The sequence below is a fragment of the Streptomyces sp. NBC_01288 genome (assembly GCF_035982055.1).
GTDB lineage: Bacteria > Actinomycetota > Actinomycetes > Streptomycetales > Streptomycetaceae > Streptomyces.
The window spans coordinates 1,317,542-1,338,303 of record NZ_CP108427.1 but is presented as its reverse complement, the minus strand read 5'-3'; the positions used below and the strand labels follow the sequence as shown (position 1 = coordinate 1,338,303).

The window sequence follows — 20,762 nt, the reverse complement described above, 5'->3', positions numbered from 1 at the left end:
CCCCGTGGACACCGAAGTGCTTGACCTGCCCCTGTCGCGGACAGCCAACGAGCGGCTGCACGCCATGATCCCCGGGGGCGCTCACACCTACGCCAAGGGCGACGACCAGTACCCCGAGAACCTGGCCCCGGTCATCAGCCACGGCAGCGGTGCCCACGTGTGGGACGTAGACGGCAACCGTTACATCGAGTACGGCTCAGGCCTGCGGTCGGTCAGCCTCGGTCACGCCCACCCACGCGTGATCGAGGCGGTGCGGCGGGAACTCGACCGCGGCAGCAACTTCGTCCGGCCGTCCATCGTGGAGGTCGAGGCCGCGGAACGCTTCCTGGCCACGGTGCCGACCGCCGAGATGGTGAAGTTCGCGAAGAACGGCTCCGACGCCACCACAGCCGCGGTACGCCTCGCCCGTGCCGCCACCGGGCGCACGCGGGTGGCCCTCTGCTCCGACCACCCGTTCTTCTCCGTCGACGACTGGTTCATCGGCACCACGCCGATGTCCGCCGGAATTCCGGCGGCGACCAACGAACTCACCGTGTCGTTCCCCTACGGCGACCTGGCCGCCACGGAGCAGATGCTCACCCGGTACCAGGACGAGGTCGCCTGCCTGATCCTCGAACCCGCCACCCACACCGAACCGCCGCCCGGGTACCTCGCCGGACTGCGCGAGCTGGCCGACCGGTACGGCTGCGTACTGATCTTCGACGAGATGATCACCTGCTTCCGCTGGTCCGAGACGGGCGCCCAGGGCCTGTACGGCGTCGTCCCCGACCTCTCCACGTTCGGCAAGGCACTGGGCAACGGATTCGCCGTCTCCGCGCTGGCCGGGCGCCGCGACCTGATGGAGCGGGGCGGGCTGCGTCACTCCGGCGACCGGGTGTTCCTGCTGTCCACCACGCACGGCGCGGAGACGCACTCCCTGGCGGCGGCGATGGCCGTGCAGGCCACGTACGTCGAAGAGGGTGTCACCGCGCGGCTGCATGCCCTCGGCGAGCGGTTGGCCGCCGGTGTCCGCGAGGCCGCGGCCGGCATGGGCGTCGGTGACCACGTCGTCGTCCGGGGCCGGGCCAGCAACCTGGTCTTCGCCACCCTCGACGAGAACCTTCAGCCGTCGCAGCAGTACCGCACCCTGTTCCTGCGCAAGCTCCTCGCGGGCGGAGTGCTGGCCCCCTCCTTCGTGGTGAGCAGCGCCCTCGACGACGAGGACATCGACCGTACCGTCGACGTGGTGGCCGAGGCGTGTGCGGTGTACCGGAAGGCACTGGACGCCGCCGACCCCACACCCTGGCTGGCCGGGCGCCCGGTGAAGCCCGTGTTCCGCCGCTCGGCCTGACGAGACGAGACGTCAGCGGCGCTCCCGGCGACCGGCGTCGGCCATCCGGTCGGCGATCCGGTCGACCAGCCACGCGGTCGCCGGAATCACCGCGAGCGCGGTGCACCAGCCGCCGAGGACGTCGGTCGCGTAGTGCGCGCCGAGGGCGACCTCGGCCCAGCCCATGGCGGCGCCGGCCGCCAGCCCCGACGCGAGCACGAGTGACGTACCGGCCGTCCTGCCGAGGCCGAGCCGGTCCGTCGCGAACAGCGCCGCCATGAGGGCGAGCGCGGTGGCGAAGGCGGTGTGCCCACTCGGGTAGGACAGGTTGCCGGGGCCGTGGATGGTACGTCCCACCAGATGCTTGATGAGCGTGGTCGCCCCCACGGTCGTGCCGACGCCGGCCACGACGAGCACCGCCGCGCGGGGACGCCGAAGCAGCAGACAGACCACCACGCCGGCCACGATCAGCATCGCCGACCCCGCGGGTTCCCCCAGGAAGTCCAGGGCCAGGGCGACATGGCGCCACGGCGGACGCACACTGTCCGCCGTCGGCGGGGTGATCCAGCGGTCCACCGTGCCGGGTTCGCTGTGGCCGGAGTACAGGACCCCGAGCGCGCCGACCACCAGCGCGGCGAGGACCGCGATCGGCCCGAGCCAGGGGCGCAGCGACAGGGGCAGCACCGATGGTGCGGGGCGGCCGGTCACGCTCACCGCGTCCGGTCGACCCGGGGTGGTGCCCTTGCTCCGCTGCCGCCCACCGCGATCCAACCCGAGCCCCCGTCGTGTCGTGAGCCGTCAACCCTAGCCGCAATCCGGGATGGTCTACGGGTTCGACCTGATCCATGGCGAGATCAGCACGATGACCGGACCTGACCGTATGCACCCTGCGGGTGGACGTGGTGGTCACACGTCGGTGCGGGCCGGTCCGGTACAGGCGTGGGAACAGTGCCGCGTACAGCAGCGCTCCGACGATGGGTCCGACCAGTGCGGACAGGTCGGCTCCGCCCAGTGCGGTGGCGAGGGGGCCCTGGATGTCCGTGGAGTTGATACAGAGCAGCGCGGCGGCGGTGCCGAGGACCTGCGCGGCGACGCCGGCCATGTTGGCGCCCCCGTGGTACCAGTAGGCGCTGGTGGGGGTCTCGTCGTGCAGGCCGGGGCCGCGGTAGCGATTGCGGCGCAGGATCAGGTCGACGACGCTGATGGCCAGGCCCGGGCCGAGGACGGCGACGGTGAGTAACTGTCACTTCAATGCTGCACTTACCTGTTGCACCACCCCAGGCGTGTGGTGGTAGCGGGCTATACTGCGCTGCGTGAGAGCCGACGCCGTACGCAACCTCGAAGCCGTCCTGACGACCGGAGCGCGCATGCTCGCCGCCGATCCGGGCGCGAGCATCGCCGCCATCGCGGCCGAGGCCGGTGTCGACCGGCGCACGGTCTACCGGCGGTTCGCCTCCCGCGAGGAGTTGCTGGCGGCCATCTACGAGGCCCGGGTCGAGGCGATCGAGCGGGCCGTCGAGGACTCCCGGCTGCGCGAGGCTCCCGTCGCCGTCGCCCTGCACCGGTACGTCGAGGGGATCGTCGGCGTCAATCGCAAGTGGCCCGTGGAACTCACCCGGATGAAGGCCGACGAGACGATCCGCGGACGGCGTGACGTCCTGATCCGGGAGGTCGACACCTTCTTGGAACGTGCCACCGACGAGGGTCTCCTGCGTGCCGACGTCCCGACCGCATGGGCGAGTTCACTGCTCCCGCAGCTCACGCACCTGGCCTCGCAGCAACTGCCCGAACTCACCGATGCCCAGGCCGCCGACATGGTCGTCGACACCTTTCTACGGGGGCTCGGCGGCCGGTGATGCCGGCGGTGTGCGCCGACCCGAATCCTTGACCCCCGTTCTGCCCTCCGTGATGCTGTGTTGCGGCACGCGCGAAGCGTGCCGTAATGAGCAACGTTCTGCTCAGGTCCAGTACCAGCGGAGGAGTGGCCATGACGCATCAGGTCCGTGCTGTCGTCGCGCGAGGCAAGGGTGCCCCCGTCAGCCTGGAGACGATCGTCGTCCCCGATCCCGGGCCGGGCGAGGCGCTGGTGAAGGTCGAGGCGTGCGGGGTCTGCCACACCGATCTGCACTATCGCGAGGGCGGTATCAACGACGACTTCCCGTTCCTGCTCGGGCACGAGGCCGCAGGCGTCGTGGAGTCGGTGGGGGAGGGCGTCACCGATGTGGCCCCCGGCGACTTCGTGATCCTCAACTGGCGTGCCGTGTGCGGGAATTGCCGGGCCTGTCGACGCGGTCGGCCGCAGTACTGCTTCAACACCCACAATGCCGAGCAGAGGATGACCCTGCTCGACGGCACCGAACTCTCTCCCGCCCTCGGCATCGGCGCCTTCGCCGAGAAGACCCTGGTCGCGGCCGGCCAGTGCACCAAGGTCGACCGGGCCGCGTCGGCTGCCGCCGCAGGCCTGTTGGGCTGTGGCGTGATGGCCGGTATCGGTGCCGCCATCAACACCGGCAACGTCGGGCGCGGTGACACCGTCGCGGTCATCGGTTGTGGTGGGGTCGGTGACGCGGCGATCGCCGGGTCCCGGCTGGCCGGCGCCGCGCGGATCATCGCCGTGGACATCGACGACCGGAAGCTGGAGAAGGCGCGCTCGCTAGGCGCCACGCACACCGTCAACTCCAAGGCCGGAGACCCTGTCGAGGCCATCCGTGAGTTGACCGGCGGCTTCGGTGCCGACGTCGTCATCGAGGCGGTCGGCCGCCCGGAGACGTACAAACAGGCCTTCTACGCCCGCGACTTGGCGGGCACGGTCGTCCTCGTCGGTGTCCCGACCCCGGAGATGAAGCTCGAACTCCCGCTCCTGGACGTCTTCGGGCGGGGCGGTTCGCTCAAGTCGTCCTGGTACGGCGACTGCCTGCCCTCCCGCGACTTCCCCATGCTGATCGACCTCTACCTCCAAGGGCGGCTGGATCTCGACGCGTTCGTCACGGAGACCATCGCGCTGGAGGACGTCGAGAAGGCCTTCGAGCGGATGCACGGCGGCGATGTGCTGCGTTCGGTGGTGGTGTTCTGATGGCCGCGCGTATCGAACACCTCGTCACCGCAGGGCAGTTCACGCTCGACGGCGGCACCTGGGACGTCGACAACAACGTCTGGATCATCGGTGACGACACCGAGGCCGTGGTCATCGACGCCGCGCACGATGCCGACGCCATCGCGAAGGCGGTCGGCGACCGCCGGCTCGTCGCCGTCATCTGCACCCACGCCCACAATGACCACATCGACGCGGCGCCCGACCTCGCCGACCGCACCGGTGCTCCGATCCTGCTGCACCCCGACGACCTGCCGCTGTGGAAGCAGACCCACCCGGACCGGGCACCCGACGGTGAACTGACCGACGGGCAGGTCGTGGTGGTGGCGGGGGTCGAGATGACCGTGCTGCACACGCCCGGGCACGCGCCCGGAGCCGTCTGTCTGTACGTGCCCGCGCTGAACGCCCTCTTCAGCGGGGACACGCTCTTCGCGGGCGGGCCGGGGGCCACGGGGCGGTCGTACTCCCACTTCCCGACCATCGTCGACTCCATCCGGGACCGGCTGCTCGGTCTGCCGGGGGACACCGTCGTATACACCGGACACGGGGACACGACGACCGTCGGCGCCGAGGCTCCGCATCTTCCGGAGTGGATCGACCGCGGGTTCTGAGCCCTGTCCAGTGTTGCTGATGGCGCGCTATGTTGCGTGAAAAGCAACACTGGGTAAGGGGTTCGCGTGGCCTCTGAATGCCTTGACAACGGTTTGGGGCCGCCCTCAAACTGACGTTGCGCTTACCGCAATCCGTTTCGCTATACGCACCGAGGTGTCATGATGATTCCCGCGTGCCTTCTCGTGGATCTGCCGCGAGGCGAGGCCTACCGGCTCGACATCGATCCGCCGGTTTCGGTGTTCCACACCGACGACGGCGAGGTCTTCGCCATCGACGACACGTGCACCCACCAGGACGCCTCGCTCGCGGACGGCTGGCTGGAGGGCCGCGAGGTGGAATGCCCGCTGCACGCTTCGAAGTTCGACCTGCGGACGGGTGCCGTGGACGCCCCGCCGGCCAAGCGCCCGGTGCGTACCCACGAGGTTCTGGTCCAGGACGGCATGATCTACGTCGTGCCGTCCACGGACGCCCCGAACCTGCCGCCCTGCGTCGCGGCCCGGCTCGCCGGAGGCCCCGCGTGAGGACCGTGGCCGTGGTGGGCGCCTCGCTGGCCGGGCTGTCGGCGGCGCGCTCGCTGCGGAAACAGGGCTACGACGGACGGCTCGTCGTCATCGGCGACGAACCCCATCGCCCGTACGACAGGCCGCCGTTGTCCAAGGAGTTCCTCGCCGGGACCGTCACCGAGGACGATCTCCTGCTGGAGATGGACGACGAGGACCTGCGCGCGGAGTGGCTGCTCGGTGCCCGTGCCGTCGGGCTCCAAGTCGACGGCGCGGAGCGGGTGTTGCTCCTCGACGACGGGCGGGAGGTCCGGGCCGACGGCGTGATCGTCGCGACCGGCGCGGCGGCGCGGAACCTGCCCGGTACGGACGGGCTGGCCGGCGTGCACACCCTGCGCACCCTGGACGACGCCCGCGCCCTGCGCGACGAACTCGCCCTGGGCGGACGGCTGGTGGTGATCGGCGGCGGGTTCATCGGCGCCGAGGTCGCCTCCACGGCGTACGCCCTCGGACTCGACGTGACGGTGATCGAGGCGGCACCGACACCCCTCGCGGGACCGCTCGGCGAGACCATGGGGGCGATTGTCTCCGCCCTCCACGAGGCCCACGGCGTACGGCTGTTGTGCGGTGTCGGGGTCAAGGGGCTGAGCGGGGAGGCCCGCGTCGACGCCGTGCTGCTGGAGGACGGGCGAACTGTCCCCGCCGACATGGTCGTTGTCGGTGTCGGCGCACGGCCCTGCGTGGAATGGCTGGAGGGGTCCGGCGTCGAGCTCGACAACGGCGTCAAGTGCGGTGCCGACGGCCGCACCAGCCTTGCCGGCGTGGTCGCCGTAGGAGACTGCGCCAACTGGTATGACCCGCGGGCGGGTTCGCACCGGCGGGTCGAGCACTGGACCGGGGCGCGGGAGCGGCCCGAGGTTGCCGTGGCCGCGTTGTTGTCGTGGGGTGCGGTGGAGGCGGGGGCGTCGCGGCCGCCGTACTTCTGGTCGGACCAGTACGGCGTGAAGATCCAGTTCGCCGGTCACGCGGCCGGTGCCGACAGTGTGACCGTCGAGGAGGGCGCCACCGGCGACCGCAGTTTCCTCGCCGTCTACCGGCGTGCCGGGCAGCCGGTCGCCGTGCTCGCGATGAACCAGCCGCGGCTGTTCATGAAGTGGCGCAAACAGCTTGCCGCCACGGCGAGTTGACCCGTAAGCACACCGTTCGACCACACCGTCCGGAGTCGCTCTTCCCGGCGCGTGCACGACCGACCCACGACGTTCTCGGAGGAGCGCACTGTGACCTCGACCAGCCTGCCGGACAGCCTGATCGCCACCCTGCCCGGCTCCTCCTACGCGGACCCGGACATCTTCGCCCAGGAACAGGAGCGCATCTTCGAGACGATGTGGTTCTGCACCGTGCGCTCCTCCGACCTGGCCAGACCGGGCGCCTTCCGGACCGTCGACGTGGGCCGCGAGAGCATCCTCATCACGCGTGCCCGCGACAACTCGATCCGCGCCTACTTCAACGTCTGCCGGCACCGCGGCGCCAAGCTCTGCACCGAGGAGACCGGCGAGGTCAAACGCGCCTTCCAATGCCCGTACCACGCCTGGACGTACGACCTGAACGGCAAGCTCGTCGCGGCGCCCAACCTGACGAAGATGCCCGACGTCGGCCGCACCGAGTTCGGGCTGGTGAGCGTCGCCGTCCGTGAATGGCTCGGCTATGTGTGGGTCAACCTGGCGGAGAATCCACCGTCGTTCGACGAGGACGTCATCAGCGAGGTCGTCACCCGGCTCGGCGACGTGGAGTCCCTCGACCACTACGACATCGACCACCTCTCGGTGGGCCGGCGCATCGTCTACGACGTCAAGGCCAACTGGAAACTCATCATCGAGAACTTCATGGAGTGCTACCACTGCGCCACGATCCACCCCGAACTCACCGAGGTGCTACCGGAGTTCGCCGACGGTTACGCCGCGCAGTACTACGTCGGCCACGGTGCCGAGTTCGGCGAGGAGGTGCGGGGATTCACCGTCGACGGCTCGGAGGGCCTCGACCGCATCCCCGGGGTGAGCGACGACCAGGACCGCCGCTACTACGCGATCACGATCAAGCCGCAGGTGTTCATCAACCTAGTCCCCGACCACGTGATCTTCCACCGGATGTACCCGGTTGCCGTCGACCGCACGATCGTCGAGTGCGACTGGCTCTATCTCCCGCACGTCGTCGAGGGCGGCAAGGACGTCAGTCGGTCGGTGGAACTCTTCGACCGCGTCAACCGCCAGGACTTCGAGGCGTGCGAGCGCACGCAGCCCGGGATGAGCTCCCGGATGTACGCCAAGGGTGGGGTGCTGGTGCCCAGCGAGCACCACATTGGAGCGTTCCACGACTGGGTGAACGAGCGCCTGGGGATCAACCAGGGCTGAGCCAGGGGTGTTTCAGCCCAGGTAACCCATGCGGTGGCTGATCTCCTCGGCGCCCTTGACCAGGACCGGGGCGAGTTCGTGCAGGCGCTCCTCGGTGAATCGGTACGCCGGTCCCGAGGCGCTGACCGCGGCGATGACCTCGCCGTCGCGGTCGCGGACCGGGGCGGCCACGGCGTGCAGGCCGAGCTCCAACTCCTCCAGGGTCCAGGCGTATCCGCGCTCCCGGGCCTCGGCGAGGTTCTTCTCCAGCTTCGTCTTCGAGGTGATCGTGTGCGGGGTCACCTTCTTCAGGCCGGCCTCCGTCAACAGCGCGGTGCGCTCCTTGGCGGGCAGGTGGGCCAGCAGGGCCTTGCCGCTGGAGGTGGCGTGCAACGGGGTGAGTTCTCCTACCCAGTTGTGCGCGGTGACGGCGCCGGGGCCGCGGACCTCGTACAGGTTGATCGCGTACTGCTCCTGCATGACGGCGATGTTGACGGTCTCGCCGATCTCCTCGGCGAGCCGCTCGCAGACCGGGCGGCCCTGCTGCGTGATGTCGATGCGCCCGGTGACCGCGCCGGCCAGCCGCACGATCCCGAACCCGAGCCGGTACTTGCCGCGTTCGCCCGCCTGCTCCACGAGACCGCGCGCCTCCAGCGCCCCGAGGAGCCGGAACGCGGTCGACTTGTGAACCTCGATCTCGCCGGCCACCTCGCTGACACCGGCCTCGCCACGCTGGGCCAGGATCTCCAGCACGCTGATGGCACGGTCCACGGACTGCACTCCGCCGGACTGCGAACCTGTCGTTTCAGTATCTGGACTGTAGTTGCTCACAGCGAAACTATACGCGTAGTGCGGTACAACCTGTTTACGATGCGGACCCTGATCAGGTCTTTTCGCCTGGTAGCCGCCGGTTCATGCGACGGGGGCAATGCCGCTTCCACCTGCGGGTTTCCGGGAGTTCCGGCGAATCTGTGCACAGGTTGTGTCCACGTGGATGCGCCGGCCCGGACGGTGCTACGGCGAGGTGGGCGGGTGCGGGGAGCGGAGCACCAGCAGGGTGATCTCGCTGGGGGCGAAGACACGGAACGGCGGGCCCCAGAAGCCGGTGCCGCGGCTGGTGTAGAGAAGAGTGCGGGCGCCGTGCCGGCTCAGGCCGGCGAGGACGGGCTGGTCGATGCGGACCAGGTGGTGGAAGGGCCAGATCTGACCGCCGTGGGTGTGGCCGGAGAGCTGGAGGTCGATACCGGCGGCTGCCGCCCGGTCGACGAACTTGGGCTGGTGGGCCAGGAGCAGGACAGGTAGATCGGGGTCGGCGCCGTGCAGGGCTCCGTCGAGGTGCGCACCGTGGCCCGCCAGGCCGGACGACTCGGCCGTTACGTCGTCCACGCCGGCGACCACGAGCGTGTCGCCGCCGCGTTCGAGCAGCAGATGGCGGTTGCGCAGCGGCTCCCAGCCCAGCTCGCCCATCAGGTCGACCCAGCCCTGGGCCTCGCTGTAGTACTCGTGGTTGCCGGTGACGTACACCCGGGCCTGGGTGGCGCGCACGGTACCGAGCGGGACGGCCTGGGCGCGGCGGCGTTCGGCCGTGCCGTCCGCGATGTCGCCGGTGTGGCAGACCAGGTCGGCCTCCAGCGTGTTCACCGTCTCGCACACCCGCTCCGACCAATGGGCGCGGTCGAGCGGGCCGTAGTGGGTGTCGGTGATGAGGACGACCCGGGTGCCGTCCAACCCGGCGCCCAGTCGCGGGAGTTGGACGTCGAGGCGGCGCACGCGTGGCACGCGGCGGGCTTCGGCGTATCCCCAGGCGAGCAGTACGGCGGTGGTGCCGAGGATCGCCCAGGTGACGATCCGGGCCCGGTCCTGGCCGTCGCCGACACCGGCCACGGTCAGGGCGAGCCGCAGCAGGACGCCGAGCAGCACGGACCAGGTGAACAGCACCCAGCTGCCGCCCAGCAGGGTGTCCCCGACGATCGCCGCCCGGTCCTGCTGGCGCCGTCCGTGGCCACGCCCCATCGCGAGCGGCATGGCGACGAGGCCGAGGACGAACAGGGCGGTGCCGGCCAACGCGGCGGGCAGCGGCCAGTGTTGTCCGGTGTACAGGAGCACCCAGCAGGGCACGGCCCACAGCAGCACGGGGGCGACCATGGGGATGTAGCGCATCAGGCGTTGCAGTCGGCTCCGCCGCGGAGCCTGCACCTCGCCGTCGGCGGGGCGGGTGTTGTCGGTGTCGGTCACGCTTCCCCTATCTGACCGGGCTGCCGTTTCGCGCACTGTATCCGGTCGTCCTCGGGGCGGCCGGAGGGGTGTTCATGGGCCGGCGGGACGGGTGTTCGCGCGTACGGCGGATGCCCCGACGCCGTCGTCCGCAACGCACACGGGCACGGCTCGATCAACACGCCCGCGTGGAGCATCCTGCCGGGTCGCGGCCTCAACTCGGGGTGTTCCTGGCCGTGTTCACGGGTATCGGCAGCGGATGTCCACCGGTCGGTCCGGACAGTGGTCATCGGCCGTCACCGGCTGTGTCGGCCGATGACCGCGGGCCCTCGCGGGAGGCCCCGTCGAGTTGTGCGGGTACACGTGTCGGCCGCTGCACGTGCTCGTTACGATCATGGCCCTCGCTTCGCTGACCAGGGGGCCTGTGCCGACGAAAGGCCCCACGCGCCACCATGGTTCACCGTTTGTACGACCATGCTCCGTCCCGGTTCGGCGAGTTCGGCCCGTCCCCGGAGTCGCCCGCGGTTCACGCGAAGGTGCTGCGGGACGAGCTCGTGGCGGCGGCCGAGTGGGCCGCCCGGTACCTGAGCGAACTGCCCCAGGGCGAGGTGAGCCGGCCGCTGCCCGCGCGGGTGCGGTCCCGGCTGCGGGCGGGACAACTGCGGCAGCGGGGCGGGGAGTTGGGCGGGGTGCTGGACTTCGTGCGCGAGGAGATCGCGCCGTACCCGACCGGGAACGGGCACCCCGCGTTCTTCGCCTGGGTCAACTCACCGCCCGCACCGGCCGGGATCGTCGCCGACCTGCTGGCCTGCGCCGTCAACGCGACCTGCGGCATGGGCGAGAACGCCCTGATGGATCTGGAACGCGGCACCGTGCGCATGCTCGCCGACCTGGCGGGCCTGCCCGACGGCGCGGGCGGGGTACTGACCAGCGGCGGTTCCATGGCCAACCTGCTCGCCCTGGCCACGGCCCGCACCTGGTTCCTCACCCGGCGCGGCTCCGCCGACGGCCCCGCCTTCGACCGCGACCACGCCCGCCTCACCCTCTACTACAGCGCCCAGGCGCACATGTCCGTCGCCAAGGCGGCCGCCTGCATCGGCCTGCCCGCCCACCGGCTGCGCCCCGTCGCCACCGACCCGCACGACCGCCTGGACCCTGACGCGCTGCGCGCCGCGGTCACCGCCGACCTGGACACGGGCCTGCTGCCCTTCTGTACCGTCACCACGCTGGGCACCACCGCCACCGGCGCCGTGGACCCGCTCGAACCGGTCACGGACCTGTGCCGGACCCTGGGGATGTGGCACCACGCGGACGGCGCCTGGGGCGGACTCGGCGCCGCCGTCCCGACCCTGGCACCCCACTACACGGGCGTCGACGGCGTCGATTCCCTGACCGTGGACCCGCACAAGACCCTCAGCGTGCCGGTGGGCTGCGGGGCGTTGCTCGTCCCGGACCCCGAGCACCTGCACACGGCCTTCGCCCACCAGGCGTCGTACCTGACCGCCGGTGAACCGGACGCCCTGCCCTGGCTGTCCCACGCGACGATCGAGCTGACCCGCCCCGGCACCCGGGCGCTCGCCCTGTGGGCCACCCTGCACCATCTGGGCCGCGACGGCGTCACCGGCCTGATCGAGCACTACCTCGCCCTCGCCGACCGGTTGCGCGAGCGGATCACCGCCGAAACCCGACTCCAGCTGCTGGCCGGCGGCCCGTGGCCGGTCGCCTGCTTCCGGATCACCGACCCGGACGAGGACGACGCCGATGCCCTCCACACCCGCATCGCCCGCCGCGTCCAGGACAACGGACGCGCCTACCTCGCCACCGTCGCCGTCCAGGGCCGTACCGTCCTGCGCGCCGCGCTGTGCAACTACCGCACCACCACGGGCGACCTGGACCTCCTGATCCGCGAGATCCTCGACGCCGCCGATGCCGAGCACTCCGCCCCCGGAACCGATCAGCCACCGCGGCATCGGTGACCATGGGCCGACAGCCGTCCTCGACCTCGCCGGACCGGATCGATCCGTCTGGGATCGATCCGCCTGGCTCGGCGGTGGATCGGTCAGGCCGCCGGCGGGGCCACGCGTGGAGCGCCGTGGAAGACCTGACCGGTGTGCCAGGCGCGGTGGCCGGCCGCGACCGGGCGGGCGGACGACTGCGGGCCGATGACCGGACGGCCGGCGAGTGCCAGGACGTGCTCACGTGCGGCGGTGCTGTGGCCGACGAAGCGCTGCGAGACCAGGATGCGGTGGGTGTCGTCGACGCCGAGGACTCCCTTGTCGAACAGCTTGTGGTGCAGGGAGCACAGGCACAGTCCGTTGTCGACGTCGTCCGGTCCGCCGAAGGCCCACCAGCGCACATGCGCGGCCTCCAGCCCGACCGGCACCGCGCCGATACGGCCGTCGTAGCCGCAGAAGGCGCACCGGTACTCGTAGGCGGTCAGCACCAGTTCGCGCATCCGCCGGTCCCGTCGCCTTCCGGCGGCGGGGAGTTGGGGGATCTCCGCCGGCTCCAGGTCCAGGCCGACGGCTTCGCACAGCTCGCTGTGGAGCGAGGGCGGGAAGTGCAGGTCGAGCAGCGATCGTGCCATCCGGTGCAGGAGTTCGGGTTCGCGCCGTAGCGCAGTTCCGAGGTCGGGCGCGAGTCGTCCGGTGGCACCCGAATCACGGAGGTCCCGCAGGCCGCTGCCCGGGCTGCCGGGACCGCGGTCGGTACGCACCTCCCACACGCCGTCGCTGACCAGGTGGTGGAAAGGGTAGGAGGGTGACGTCTTGTTGGGCGGCCCGTACTCGGTCAGCAGGCGTTGCAGGTCCTCCTCCACCGCGCTGTACCGCAACTCGCTGTCGGCGTCCTCCTGGAACCGGCCGAGGGCGTACAGCAGAAGGAGCGGCTTGTGCGGCGCTCGTGTCCCGTTCCGGGTCCACTGCCTCAACTGCGTGGTGCGCTCAAGCCAGTCCATGAGCGTCGATCGTAGTCATGCCTGGTCGAACGGTGACCGGTGGACCAACTGCTCGATGGCGACGGTTCGTTCCGGCTCTGCTCGGAGTGCGGGCAAGGGCGTTGGACCGTTCCATCGGGCCGATCAGGCGGCTTGCGCCTTCTCCGCGAAGCCGGGCTGTGTCCGACGAGCGTGCTGGTGGTGCTGTGCCCAGCGGACAGCGCGCGGTGCTGCCAGGCCGGTCAGGGCGAACATCGCTCCGACGACGTACCAGCCGGGGCGGCCCCAGGTGATGCAGAGCGCGATGAGCAGACCCGGTCCAAGGGCCTCGGCCAGTCCGGCGCCGAGCCCGAACACGCCCAGGTACTGGCCGGTGGCGTGCTGCGGGGCGAGGGCGAAGGACACCTCGAAGCCGGCGGCGGCGTGCCAGAGTTCGCCGACTGTGTGGATGACCACGGCGGTGATGAGCAAGGTCGCGGCAGCCCAGGCCGGTATCCCCGCGGACAGGGAGATCAGCGAGCACGCGACGAGAAAGGCCACGCCTGCCCGGCGATAGGCATGTCCGCCGGCCGCGGGGGAGTTGATGTTACGGCCGGCTCGCACCTGGAACGCGACGACGATGACGGTTCCGGTGAGCATGGTGCCCGAGATGAGCCAGTGCGGGGCGGTGGTGGCACCGACCAGCCAGAGCGGGATGGCCACCGTGAGCACCTTGAACTGGATGGCCATGATCCCGTCGAGGACGGTGAGCAGCAGGTAGGGGCGGTCCCGTAGGGCGATCCAGCGAGGGCCGTCGGTGGCGGGGACCGGCGCGACCGGTGGGAGCGGGACCAGGAGCGCCGCGGCGACCACGAAGGCGATCGCGTTGCCGACGGCCATGAGCTGGTAGGCGGTGAGGGTGCCCACTTGGACGACCCAGCCCGCCCCCAGGGCACCGAGGGAGATGCCGACGTTGGTCACCGCGCGGAGGTAGGCCCGGAACTCCTGGGGCCGGTCTCCGCCGTAGTGCCTGATGAGCGGGGAGCGGGCCGCCAGTCCGGCGGCCTTCGCCCCCGCGGCCGATCCGACCGCGAGCACGAACGGCCAGAAGCTGCCCACCAGCACGAATCCCGCGGTGGCCAGCGCCTGGACGACAAGAGTGGCCGCGTAGACACCACGTGCTCCGTATCGGTCCGCCAGATGACCGACCCCGACTCCCAGGGTCAGCGCGACGAGACCGGCGATGCCGAGCCCGAACCCCACCTGCCCTGCCGGGAGGTGAACCGCCTCGGTGAAATACAGCACCCCTGCGGTCAGATAGAGGCCGCTGCCGACGGTGTAGACGAGGTTCGAGGCCGCGAGGACGCGCTGTGGTCCGGCATCCGGCATCAGGCGGGACATGACAAGGCTCCACGTCACAGGCAGACAGTAAGGACCCGCCAAGCTTGTTGCAACATACTTGCAATAGCAAGACTGTTGCCTTAGGTGGATGCGCGCACTGTGCGGCAAATGGAGGGGGTGGCCGGTCGAATGCGGGTGCGGGCAGGACGCCGTTCGTGGGGCGGAGTCTGGAACTCGGGCGGCCGGACTCCGTGTTGGAACAGTGGGGCGTGGGGGTCCGGCGGTCGTCGACGTGACGGTTGAGGCGGGGATCGGCAAGAGCCGACTGCTGGCGGAGTTCGCGGACCGGGCCCGTGCACGGGGGCTGACCGTGCTGCGGGGGCGGGCCACGGAGTACGAACGGCACACCCCGTTCGGGCCGTTCGCCGACGCCTTCGCCGATCTCGACGCGTCGGCGGAGCAACGCCTGCCCGTGCTGGCGGAGTTGTCCCCGCTGTTGTGCGGGACGGGGCTGGGAATGGCGCTGGACGACCTGCACTGGGCGGACCCCGCGTCCCCGGAACTCGTAGACCATCTCGTACGGCACCCGGTACGGGCCCCGTTCCTGCTCGTCGTCTCCAGCCGGGAGCTACCGGTTCCAGTCTCGCTCGGTGCGGCGCTCATCCGTGACGTCGATGTCGGTACGGTGCTGCGACTCGCCCTGGGACCGCTGTCCGAGCGGGAGTGTGTCGAGGAGTTGGCCGGTGAGCTTCCGTCGTCGGCGGCGGCCGGGCTGTATGAGGCGAGCGACGGCAACCCGGTCTGCTTCCTCGCGCTGCTCAGGGCACACCGGGAGACGCGCCCGATACCGGTTCTCGTCGCGGCGGGCGTTCCCGTGGCGTTCGGCGAGGCGGAGTGCCTGTCCAGTCCGGCTGCGAGCGCTGCTGCGTGACGAACTCACGCCGCCGAGCCCGGTGGAACGCCGGGTGGTGGAGAGCCGCCGCGGTCCTCGTGTCCTCCTGCCTGGCCGACGGGATGCTCCATGGACATCTGAACCTCACCAAGTCCCCGCCGCAGATCGGGAGTTCACTCGACTTCTTCGCCGGGGCGCTGGGCGGGACAGCCACCTGCGACGCACTGTGACCTGACCCGTCTGCCTCACGTCTGTGCCCGTGGGTTCAACGCCTTGCGGGATGACGGAAGGTGACCGACCGCCTGCTGCCAGGCGGCCTCAACTGCCGTGCGGGCGTGCGCGGTGGCCTCGTCGATGGCGCCGGTGAGGTGGACGGGTTCGCCGAGATGGACGTGGAGGTCCGGGCGGCGCAGCGGTGCGGTGATGACACCGGCGATCTGCTTGACCCGCCCACCGGAGACGATCCGGCGGGCTCCCGCGTGGCCGAGCGGGACTACGGGTGCGCCGGTGGTGAGCGCGAGGCGGGCCAGACCGGTGCGGAAGGTACCGGGTTCGCGGTCGGCGGAGTCACGGCGGCGGGGGAGTCCGCCCTCGGGGTAGATCACCACGACCCGTCCGGCGGCGAGGGCCTCGGCCGCCAGATCCAGGGCCGCCGCCGCGCTACCGCTGCCCCGGTGCACCGGTATGTGGCCCTCGCGGATGAGACGGCGGCCGAGTATGGGGACCTTCCACAGTCCCGCCGTGGCGAGGACGACCGGTTCGACGCCCAGCCCGTGCAGCGCGGCCAGGACGAGTCCGGGATCGGCGAGAGCGGTGTGGTTGGGCGCGACGATGCTGCCGGGCGCGATGGTGCGGGCCGACCCGGTGGCGGTCACCGTCAGGCGGCCGAGGAGGGGGACGACGGTACGGGCGAAGGTGCTGAGCACGTGCTGCTGACTCTCTGATCTGCCGGTGACGCCCGGAGTGTGGACGATCCGTATCGTCACGCGGCGGGGTGGCCGGGGGCATGAGTACGCGTACTCACAGCACCGGAGGTCCGCCGCCCCTCGACTCGGCGTCTTGCTCCTGACCTGGTCAACCCCTAGGGTGAATGCGCTTACATCACCTGCTCGCAGCACTCGCTCACACCCCGTGCGGACATCACGCGCCCACGCCGCGATGCGCACCGACCACATGAGGATTCCGTCCCATGAGTTCCGTCCCCACCGTGTACGACGTGGCCAGCCGGTCAGGCGTCTCGATCGCCACGGTGTCCCGCGTCTACCGCAACCCCGACTCGGTGCGGGCCCAGACCCGCGAGCGGGTTCTCGCGGCCGCCCGGGAACTCGGCTACGTACCCAGCGGCAACGCGCGCGGGCTGGCCAGCCGTACCACCGGTGTCCTGGGTCTGTGCTTCCCCGACTACTCCGATCCGGACGCGGAGGACACCGACGCCGAGGACGACGACGCGGCGATGCTCTACTCCGACCAGATCATCCGCGGCATGGAACGCACCGCCCGTCGGCACGGCTACGCGCTGCTGATCGCCGCCTCGCTGAAGGGCGGGCCGGAGAGCCTGGTGGCCAAGGTGGCGGGACGTGTCGACGGGTTCGCGGTCATGGCGCGCACCGTACCGACCGAGGAACTGGAGGTGATCTCCCGACGGCAGCCCGTGGTGATGCTCGCCGGCCCCCGCGAGGGCGGCGACCACCTCGATCACCTGGACCACCTGGAGGTCGCCAACTCCGACGGCCAGCGCGAACTGACCCGCCACCTCATCGAGGACCACGGGCTACGGCGCCTCGCGTACATCGGTTCCGCCGAGGAGTCGCCGGACGTCGAGGCCCGCTTCCGGGGTTTCCTGGAGGCGTGCACGGCAGCGGACGTGGAAACAGCCGACGAACCGGTCCTGCGGATGCCGATGATGAGGCAGGCCGACGGGGCGGACGCGGTGGACGCCCTGGCCGACCGAGACGGCCCGTTGCCCGAGGCCCTCGTGTTCGCCAACGACCAGATGGCCGTGGGCGCCCTGCACGCGTTGCAACGCCGGGGGCTGCGCGTCCCCGAGGACGTGGTGGTGACGGGCTTCGACGGAATCCCGCTCGGCCGGCTCGTGCGGCCGGCCCTGACGACGGTGCGTCAGCCCATGCTGCGGCTGGGGGAGCAGGCGGCGGAACTCCTCGTGCAGCGACTCGGCGGAGCGCCGGACAGGGAACCGGTGTCGTTGATGCTTCCGGTCACCGTCGTACGCCGCGGCAGCTGTGGGTGCGGGGAGGCCGAGGGGAGCGGGCCTCAACTTGGTTAATTTATCGATGGGTTGGTGGAATCTCCTGACGGGTGGTCACGGATTCCGGCGTGGCCGGTGAGTCGGAACGGGGGTCGGATCACCGCCTCGTGAGCGGGAGGCCGAGAACTCCGCGGTCGTGTCCGACGATCACGTCGGGACCTGCGGCGGCCAAGCAGGTGATGGTCACATCCAGGGTTATCTGCCGCACCGCGCCCGTCTCCGGTTCCCAGACCCGCAGGGCGTGCCCGCGCTTGGTGCCGGTGACCAGGACGGTGCGTCCGTCGTGCGGTGTGGTGGCGGCCATGACCGGTAGGCCTGCGGTGCCCGTCGCGGGAGGCAGTCCCTCGCCGACCGGCGTGCCGGTGGCCGGGTCCCACAGCATGACTACGCCGCGGTCGTCGGCGGTGGCCAGGAGGGTTCCGTCGACGGTGGGCACCGCCGCGACGGCTGCCACCCGGTGTCCGGCATCGCTGAGCGCGCGGTCCTTCAACTGCACGGCCGCGCCCGGGTCCCAGGGGTCGTCGACGGCCGGGTCCCACATGTGAACGCCGCCCTGGGTGTCCGCGGCCGCGATCATTGTCTGCCCGCCGGTGACCGGGACGGCGGCGAGCGATCGGATCGGACGACCGGAGGGGTTGAGCCGCCCTACAGGTTCACCCGTGGCTGGATCCCGCAACCGAACCGCGCCTCGGGAGGTGGCGGTGACGAGCAGGATCCGGCCGTCGGAGAGGTGGGCGGTACACATCCCGGTCACATCGCCGAGCCAGTTGGCGACGGGCTCGCGAACCGGCCGCCCGGTGACGGCATCCCACAGGCCGATCGACCCGGAGTCTCCTCCGCTCGCGAGGAGGACGCGGTCATCGGCAAGGGGCAGCGCCGTCAACGCGCGGACACGGTCGGGATGTCCGGCCGTCGGCCCATGGACGAGTCGGCCGTCGGTCGCATCCCACAGACACACCACGCCCTTGTCCCCGGCGCCAACACAGGCGCCGGCCACGAGCGTTGGCCCATTGGGGAAGGACACCACTGTCAGGGAGTCGACGCTGCTGGATGAACCCGATGCGGAATCGGAGAACGGGGAGTCGGAGAACACCGTTATACGGCCCCAGGGCGTGCCGTCGGCCGTGAGCAGAGCGCTCCCGTCCTGCCGTAGACGGGTGGTTGCCTCGCCTGTCACGTCATCTGTTGGTTCAACTGCCGTCGGCTGCACCGCTGTAGCCGAGCCGTCGGCGGCGTCCGTCGATGCCTGCGCGGGACCGTTCTGGGGGCGGGCACCGTCCGGGGTCTCCACCAGGCCGTCGGCGATCGTCCAGGTCTGTTCGCAGTTCCAGCAGCGGAAGTGGCCGGTGAGCAGGGCCAGTTGGCGGGCCCATTCGCTTCCGGCCCACTGCGGAGTGCCCTTGGCCGCGACCGTCCCGGCGACCAGACACAGGACGGCAGGCCCCGGTGTTCCGACGGGCACCCCGGACGCCGCGACCGCACGTGCCACCCGCAGGAAGGGCTCCCACTCCTGCCCCAGGGTCTCCGCCCGCAACGCGTCGGCGACTTCACCCCAGGGATGCTGCCCCTGACGGGCAGGGTGGTCCGCATCAGGCAACTCGGGGGCCTCGAACGGCGGATGCGCCGGGTCCACGAAGAACTTGAGGATCTCGGTGTCGTACTCGCACCCGGGACACACCAACTGAAGGTAACTTTCCCCGGGTTCAAGGCGCCACAGCGCCGCGCCGATGTGGTGACCGGCGAAGGCGACGCAGCTCAGGGCGAGTTGGCCGCAGACCTTCGCGGGAGCGCCGGCGTCGAGGAGGCTCCGGGCGGCCGCCTGCTCGGCCAGCCGGAGCGCGGCGCTGAACCCCGCCTCCAGGTCGGCCGGGACGGGGGGCCTGTCCTCCGCGGTCACGATGAAGCCCATGTCCACCCAGAAGTCCACGGACTGCTCCGGGGGCAACTCCGCTGCCGCCTCGACGAGATGGGGCAGTACCGCGTAGGCGCTGTCGTGGACGGTGCCGTCGGCCATCAGGTCGTCGGTCATGTACGTCCAGGTCCGCCGCCATTCATCGTCGGCGCCGGTGACGGCCGTTGAGGTCATCTGCTCCAGGAGCGCCTGCACCTCCTCGGCTGTCACACCGGCGAGGTCACGCCAACGAGGGCTCTGCAGAGGCAGTTTCGGAATCATGGAGTGAGTCTCGCAATCAGCACTGACAAGGAGGAGAAGAAGGAGAGGCAGGAGAAGAAGGAGAGGCAGGGCAGCCCGTCATATGCTGCCGCGCGGCACCTCCTCGGCATGGTCGGCGACGGTCGCCGGCGCACGCGGCACGAGCCGCTCCAACAGGGGCAGCGCAGCGACCCAGCCGTCGAGGACCATGACCTGCGCGGCAAGCCTGCGGGCACGGGGCGGATCGGACAGCTCCGCGAGTGCGACCAGTGCACGGCCTCGGGTCGCGCGGTACGCGATCGAGCGGGCGAGGGTCTCGGCGCGGTCCGGATCGCCGCGTCGGGCGAGTTCCTGGACCACCGCGATCAGCGCCTCGCCTTCCGCCCAGCGGTCGGCGATGGAGTGGGCCACGGTCTCGGCGCGGTCCGGATCGCCGCGCCGGGCCAGTTCCCGGACCACATCGATCAGCGCCCTGGCCTGTGCCCGGCGGTCGGTCATCCCGCGTGCGAGAGCCTCGGCTCGTTCCGTGTCGCCGTAGCGGGCCAACTGCCCGACGATCTCCGCCTGTTGCCCCGCACGCGCCGCGGGAGAGTCGATCCGTTCGGCGAGCGCCATGGCCCGCTCGACCTGCCCGCGCCGGGCCAGCAGAAGTACCAAGGAGTGCAGCAGCTCGTGCCGATCAAGGCCTACGACGGTGTCGAGCAACGCCTCCGCCCGGTCCGCCAGACCGAGGGCCACGTCCTGGGCGGCGGTCTCGGCGACCGCGTCCAGCACACAGGCCATGTCCGAGGCGCCGAGGGGGGAACTGGGCACCGGACGGTACGTGATGAACGCGTCCGGCTCCGGTTGCGGAGCCATCCCATGGCCGACGGATTCGTCGCCGCCCAATGGAACCTCCTCGCCCTGGCCTCCGCTCCCGCCCTCGCCCGTACTCCAGGGTCCGGTCCCGGTCCCGGCCCCACTTCCGGTCCCGGTCCCGGCCCCACTTCCGGTCCCGGTCCCGGACTTACTTCCGGGTCCGGACCCGGACCCGGACCCGGATCCCGTCCCCGTCCCCGTGCCCGTTCCGGTCCCCGTGCCCGTC

19 protein-coding genes and 1 pseudogene are annotated in these 20,762 nt (G+C 70.9%); 11 read left to right on the top strand and 9 right to left on the bottom strand.

Features of this window, described 5'->3' with window-relative positions; all coding sequences use genetic code 11:
* The first annotated feature begins 4 nt into the window (after positions 1-4).
* Positions 5-1,330 carry a glutamate-1-semialdehyde 2,1-aminomutase gene (locus tag OG194_RS05955; RefSeq protein ID WP_327399787.1) on the top strand — a complete coding sequence of 442 codons (1,326 nt, stop codon included), beginning with the start codon at positions 5-7 and terminating at the stop codon, positions 1,328-1,330.
* A 12-nt stretch (positions 1,331-1,342) separates the two neighbouring features.
* On the opposite strand, the gene OG194_RS05950 is transcribed toward OG194_RS05955, so the two are convergent.
* A complete protein-coding gene (locus tag OG194_RS05950) occupies positions 1,343-2,017 on the bottom strand; it encodes a phosphatase PAP2 family protein (RefSeq protein WP_327399786.1) in 675 nt (224 codons plus the stop codon).
* 283 nt (positions 2,018-2,300) lie between these two features.
* A pseudogene (locus OG194_RS47605) lies at positions 2,301-2,492 on the bottom strand (cytosine permease); the annotation flags it as partial.
* A gap of 184 nt (positions 2,493-2,676) precedes the next feature.
* Here OG194_RS47605 and OG194_RS05945 point away from each other — a divergent pair.
* The 6 genes from OG194_RS05945 to OG194_RS05920 all read left to right on the top strand — a co-directional run bounded on the left by OG194_RS05945 (position 2,677) and on the right by OG194_RS05920 (position 7,920).
* Entirely contained in the window at positions 2,677-3,165 is a 489-nt protein-coding gene (locus tag OG194_RS05945) for a TetR/AcrR family transcriptional regulator (protein WP_327406987.1), read from the top strand.
* A gap of 131 nt (positions 3,166-3,296) precedes the next feature.
* Positions 3,297-4,382 carry an S-(hydroxymethyl)mycothiol dehydrogenase gene (locus OG194_RS05940; RefSeq protein WP_327399785.1) on the top strand — a complete coding sequence of 362 codons (1,086 nt, stop codon included), beginning with the start codon at positions 3,297-3,299 and terminating at the stop codon, positions 4,380-4,382.
* On the top strand, positions 4,382-5,011 hold the full coding sequence (locus OG194_RS05935) for an MBL fold metallo-hydrolase (protein WP_327399784.1): 630 nt from the start codon (positions 4,382-4,384) through the stop codon (positions 5,009-5,011). The genes OG194_RS05940 and OG194_RS05935 overlap by 1 nt, the downstream gene beginning before the upstream one ends.
* A 159-nt stretch (positions 5,012-5,170) precedes the next feature.
* A complete protein-coding gene (locus OG194_RS05930) occupies positions 5,171-5,533 on the top strand; it encodes a bifunctional 3-phenylpropionate/cinnamic acid dioxygenase ferredoxin subunit (RefSeq protein WP_327399783.1) in 363 nt (120 codons plus the stop codon).
* On the top strand, positions 5,530-6,699 hold the full coding sequence (locus OG194_RS05925) for an NAD(P)/FAD-dependent oxidoreductase (protein ID WP_327399782.1): 1,170 nt from the start codon (positions 5,530-5,532) through the stop codon (positions 6,697-6,699). The genes OG194_RS05930 and OG194_RS05925 overlap by 4 nt, the downstream gene beginning before the upstream one ends.
* Before the next feature lie 90 nt (positions 6,700-6,789).
* On the top strand, positions 6,790-7,920 hold the full coding sequence (locus OG194_RS05920) for an aromatic ring-hydroxylating oxygenase subunit alpha (protein WP_327399781.1): 1,131 nt from the start codon (positions 6,790-6,792) through the stop codon (positions 7,918-7,920).
* A gap of 12 nt (positions 7,921-7,932) precedes the next feature.
* Here OG194_RS05920 and OG194_RS05915 read toward each other — a convergent pair whose 3' ends face one another.
* Together OG194_RS05915 and OG194_RS05910 are read right to left on the bottom strand one after the other, a co-directional pair.
* Positions 7,933-8,679: an IclR family transcriptional regulator gene (locus OG194_RS05915; RefSeq protein WP_327406986.1), complete on the bottom strand. Its 747-nt coding sequence runs from the start codon at positions 8,677-8,679 to the stop codon at positions 7,933-7,935.
* Between the two features lie 234 nt (positions 8,680-8,913).
* A complete protein-coding gene (locus OG194_RS05910) occupies positions 8,914-10,134 on the bottom strand; it encodes a metallophosphoesterase (RefSeq protein ID WP_327399780.1) in 1,221 nt (406 codons plus the stop codon).
* Positions 10,135-10,577: 443 nt separating this feature from the next.
* On the opposite strand from OG194_RS05910, the gene OG194_RS05905 reads away from it, so the two are divergent.
* A complete protein-coding gene (locus tag OG194_RS05905) occupies positions 10,578-12,089 on the top strand; it encodes a pyridoxal phosphate-dependent decarboxylase family protein (RefSeq protein WP_327399779.1) in 1,512 nt (503 codons plus the stop codon).
* Between the two features lie 83 nt (positions 12,090-12,172).
* On the opposite strand, the gene OG194_RS05900 is transcribed toward OG194_RS05905, so the two are convergent.
* Positions 12,173-13,069: a phosphorothioated DNA-binding restriction endonuclease gene (locus OG194_RS05900; protein ID WP_327399778.1), complete on the bottom strand. Its 897-nt coding sequence runs from the start codon at positions 13,067-13,069 to the stop codon at positions 12,173-12,175.
* Between the two features lie 123 nt (positions 13,070-13,192).
* Complete coding sequence (locus OG194_RS05895) at positions 13,193-14,428, bottom strand: MFS transporter (RefSeq protein WP_327399777.1); 1,236 nt, start codon at positions 14,426-14,428, stop codon at positions 13,193-13,195.
* Positions 14,429-14,660: 232 nt separating this feature from the next.
* Between OG194_RS05895 and OG194_RS05890 the strand changes: the two genes are divergently transcribed.
* Positions 14,661-15,299 (top strand): AAA family ATPase, encoded by a 639-nt coding sequence (locus OG194_RS05890; protein ID WP_327399776.1) that lies wholly within the window; start codon positions 14,661-14,663, stop codon positions 15,297-15,299.
* Positions 15,296-15,490, top strand: coding sequence for a hypothetical protein (locus OG194_RS05885; RefSeq protein WP_327399775.1), 195 nt, complete (start codon positions 15,296-15,298; stop codon positions 15,488-15,490). The genes OG194_RS05890 and OG194_RS05885 overlap by 4 nt, the downstream gene beginning before the upstream one ends.
* A gap of 15 nt (positions 15,491-15,505) precedes the next feature.
* On the opposite strand, the gene OG194_RS05880 is transcribed toward OG194_RS05885, so the two are convergent.
* Positions 15,506-16,186, bottom strand: a complete 681-nt coding sequence (locus tag OG194_RS05880; protein WP_327399774.1) for a lysophospholipid acyltransferase family protein — start codon at positions 16,184-16,186, stop codon at positions 15,506-15,508.
* Between the two features lie 263 nt (positions 16,187-16,449).
* On the opposite strand from OG194_RS05880, the gene OG194_RS05875 reads away from it, so the two are divergent.
* Entirely contained in the window at positions 16,450-17,544 is a 1,095-nt protein-coding gene (locus OG194_RS05875) for a LacI family DNA-binding transcriptional regulator (RefSeq protein WP_327399773.1), read from the top strand.
* Between the two features lie 79 nt (positions 17,545-17,623).
* On the opposite strand, the gene OG194_RS05870 is transcribed toward OG194_RS05875, so the two are convergent.
* Together OG194_RS05870 and OG194_RS05865 are read right to left on the bottom strand one after the other, a co-directional pair.
* On the bottom strand, positions 17,624-19,648 hold the full coding sequence (locus tag OG194_RS05870) for a WD40 repeat domain-containing protein (protein ID WP_327399772.1): 2,025 nt from the start codon (positions 19,646-19,648) through the stop codon (positions 17,624-17,626).
* A gap of 129 nt (positions 19,649-19,777) precedes the next feature.
* Positions 19,778-20,491 (bottom strand): tetratricopeptide repeat protein, encoded by a 714-nt coding sequence (locus OG194_RS05865; protein WP_327399771.1) that lies wholly within the window; start codon positions 20,489-20,491, stop codon positions 19,778-19,780.
* Positions 20,492-20,762 lie beyond the last annotated feature (271 nt).

What these genes read in the sequence shown, in the direction of transcription:
- OG194_RS05875 (WP_327399773.1), top strand. Translation starts at nt 16,450, where the DNA reads ATGAGTTCCGTCCCCACCGTGTACGACGTGGCCAGCCGGTCAGGCGTC.
- OG194_RS05940 (WP_327399785.1), top strand. Translation starts at nt 3,297, where the DNA reads ATGACGCATCAGGTCCGTGCTGTCGTCGCGCGAGGCAAGGGTGCCCCC.
- OG194_RS05900 (WP_327399778.1), bottom strand. Translation starts at nt 13,069, where the DNA reads ATGGACTGGCTTGAGCGCACCACGCAGTTGAGGCAGTGGACCCGGAAC.
- OG194_RS05895 (WP_327399777.1), bottom strand. Translation starts at nt 14,428, where the DNA reads ATGTCCCGCCTGATGCCGGATGCCGGACCACAGCGCGTCCTCGCGGCC.
- OG194_RS05945 (WP_327406987.1), top strand. Translation starts at nt 2,677, where the DNA reads ATGCTCGCCGCCGATCCGGGCGCGAGCATCGCCGCCATCGCGGCCGAG.
- OG194_RS05930 (WP_327399783.1), top strand. Translation starts at nt 5,171, where the DNA reads ATGATGATTCCCGCGTGCCTTCTCGTGGATCTGCCGCGAGGCGAGGCC.
- OG194_RS05935 (WP_327399784.1), top strand. Translation starts at nt 4,382, where the DNA reads ATGGCCGCGCGTATCGAACACCTCGTCACCGCAGGGCAGTTCACGCTC.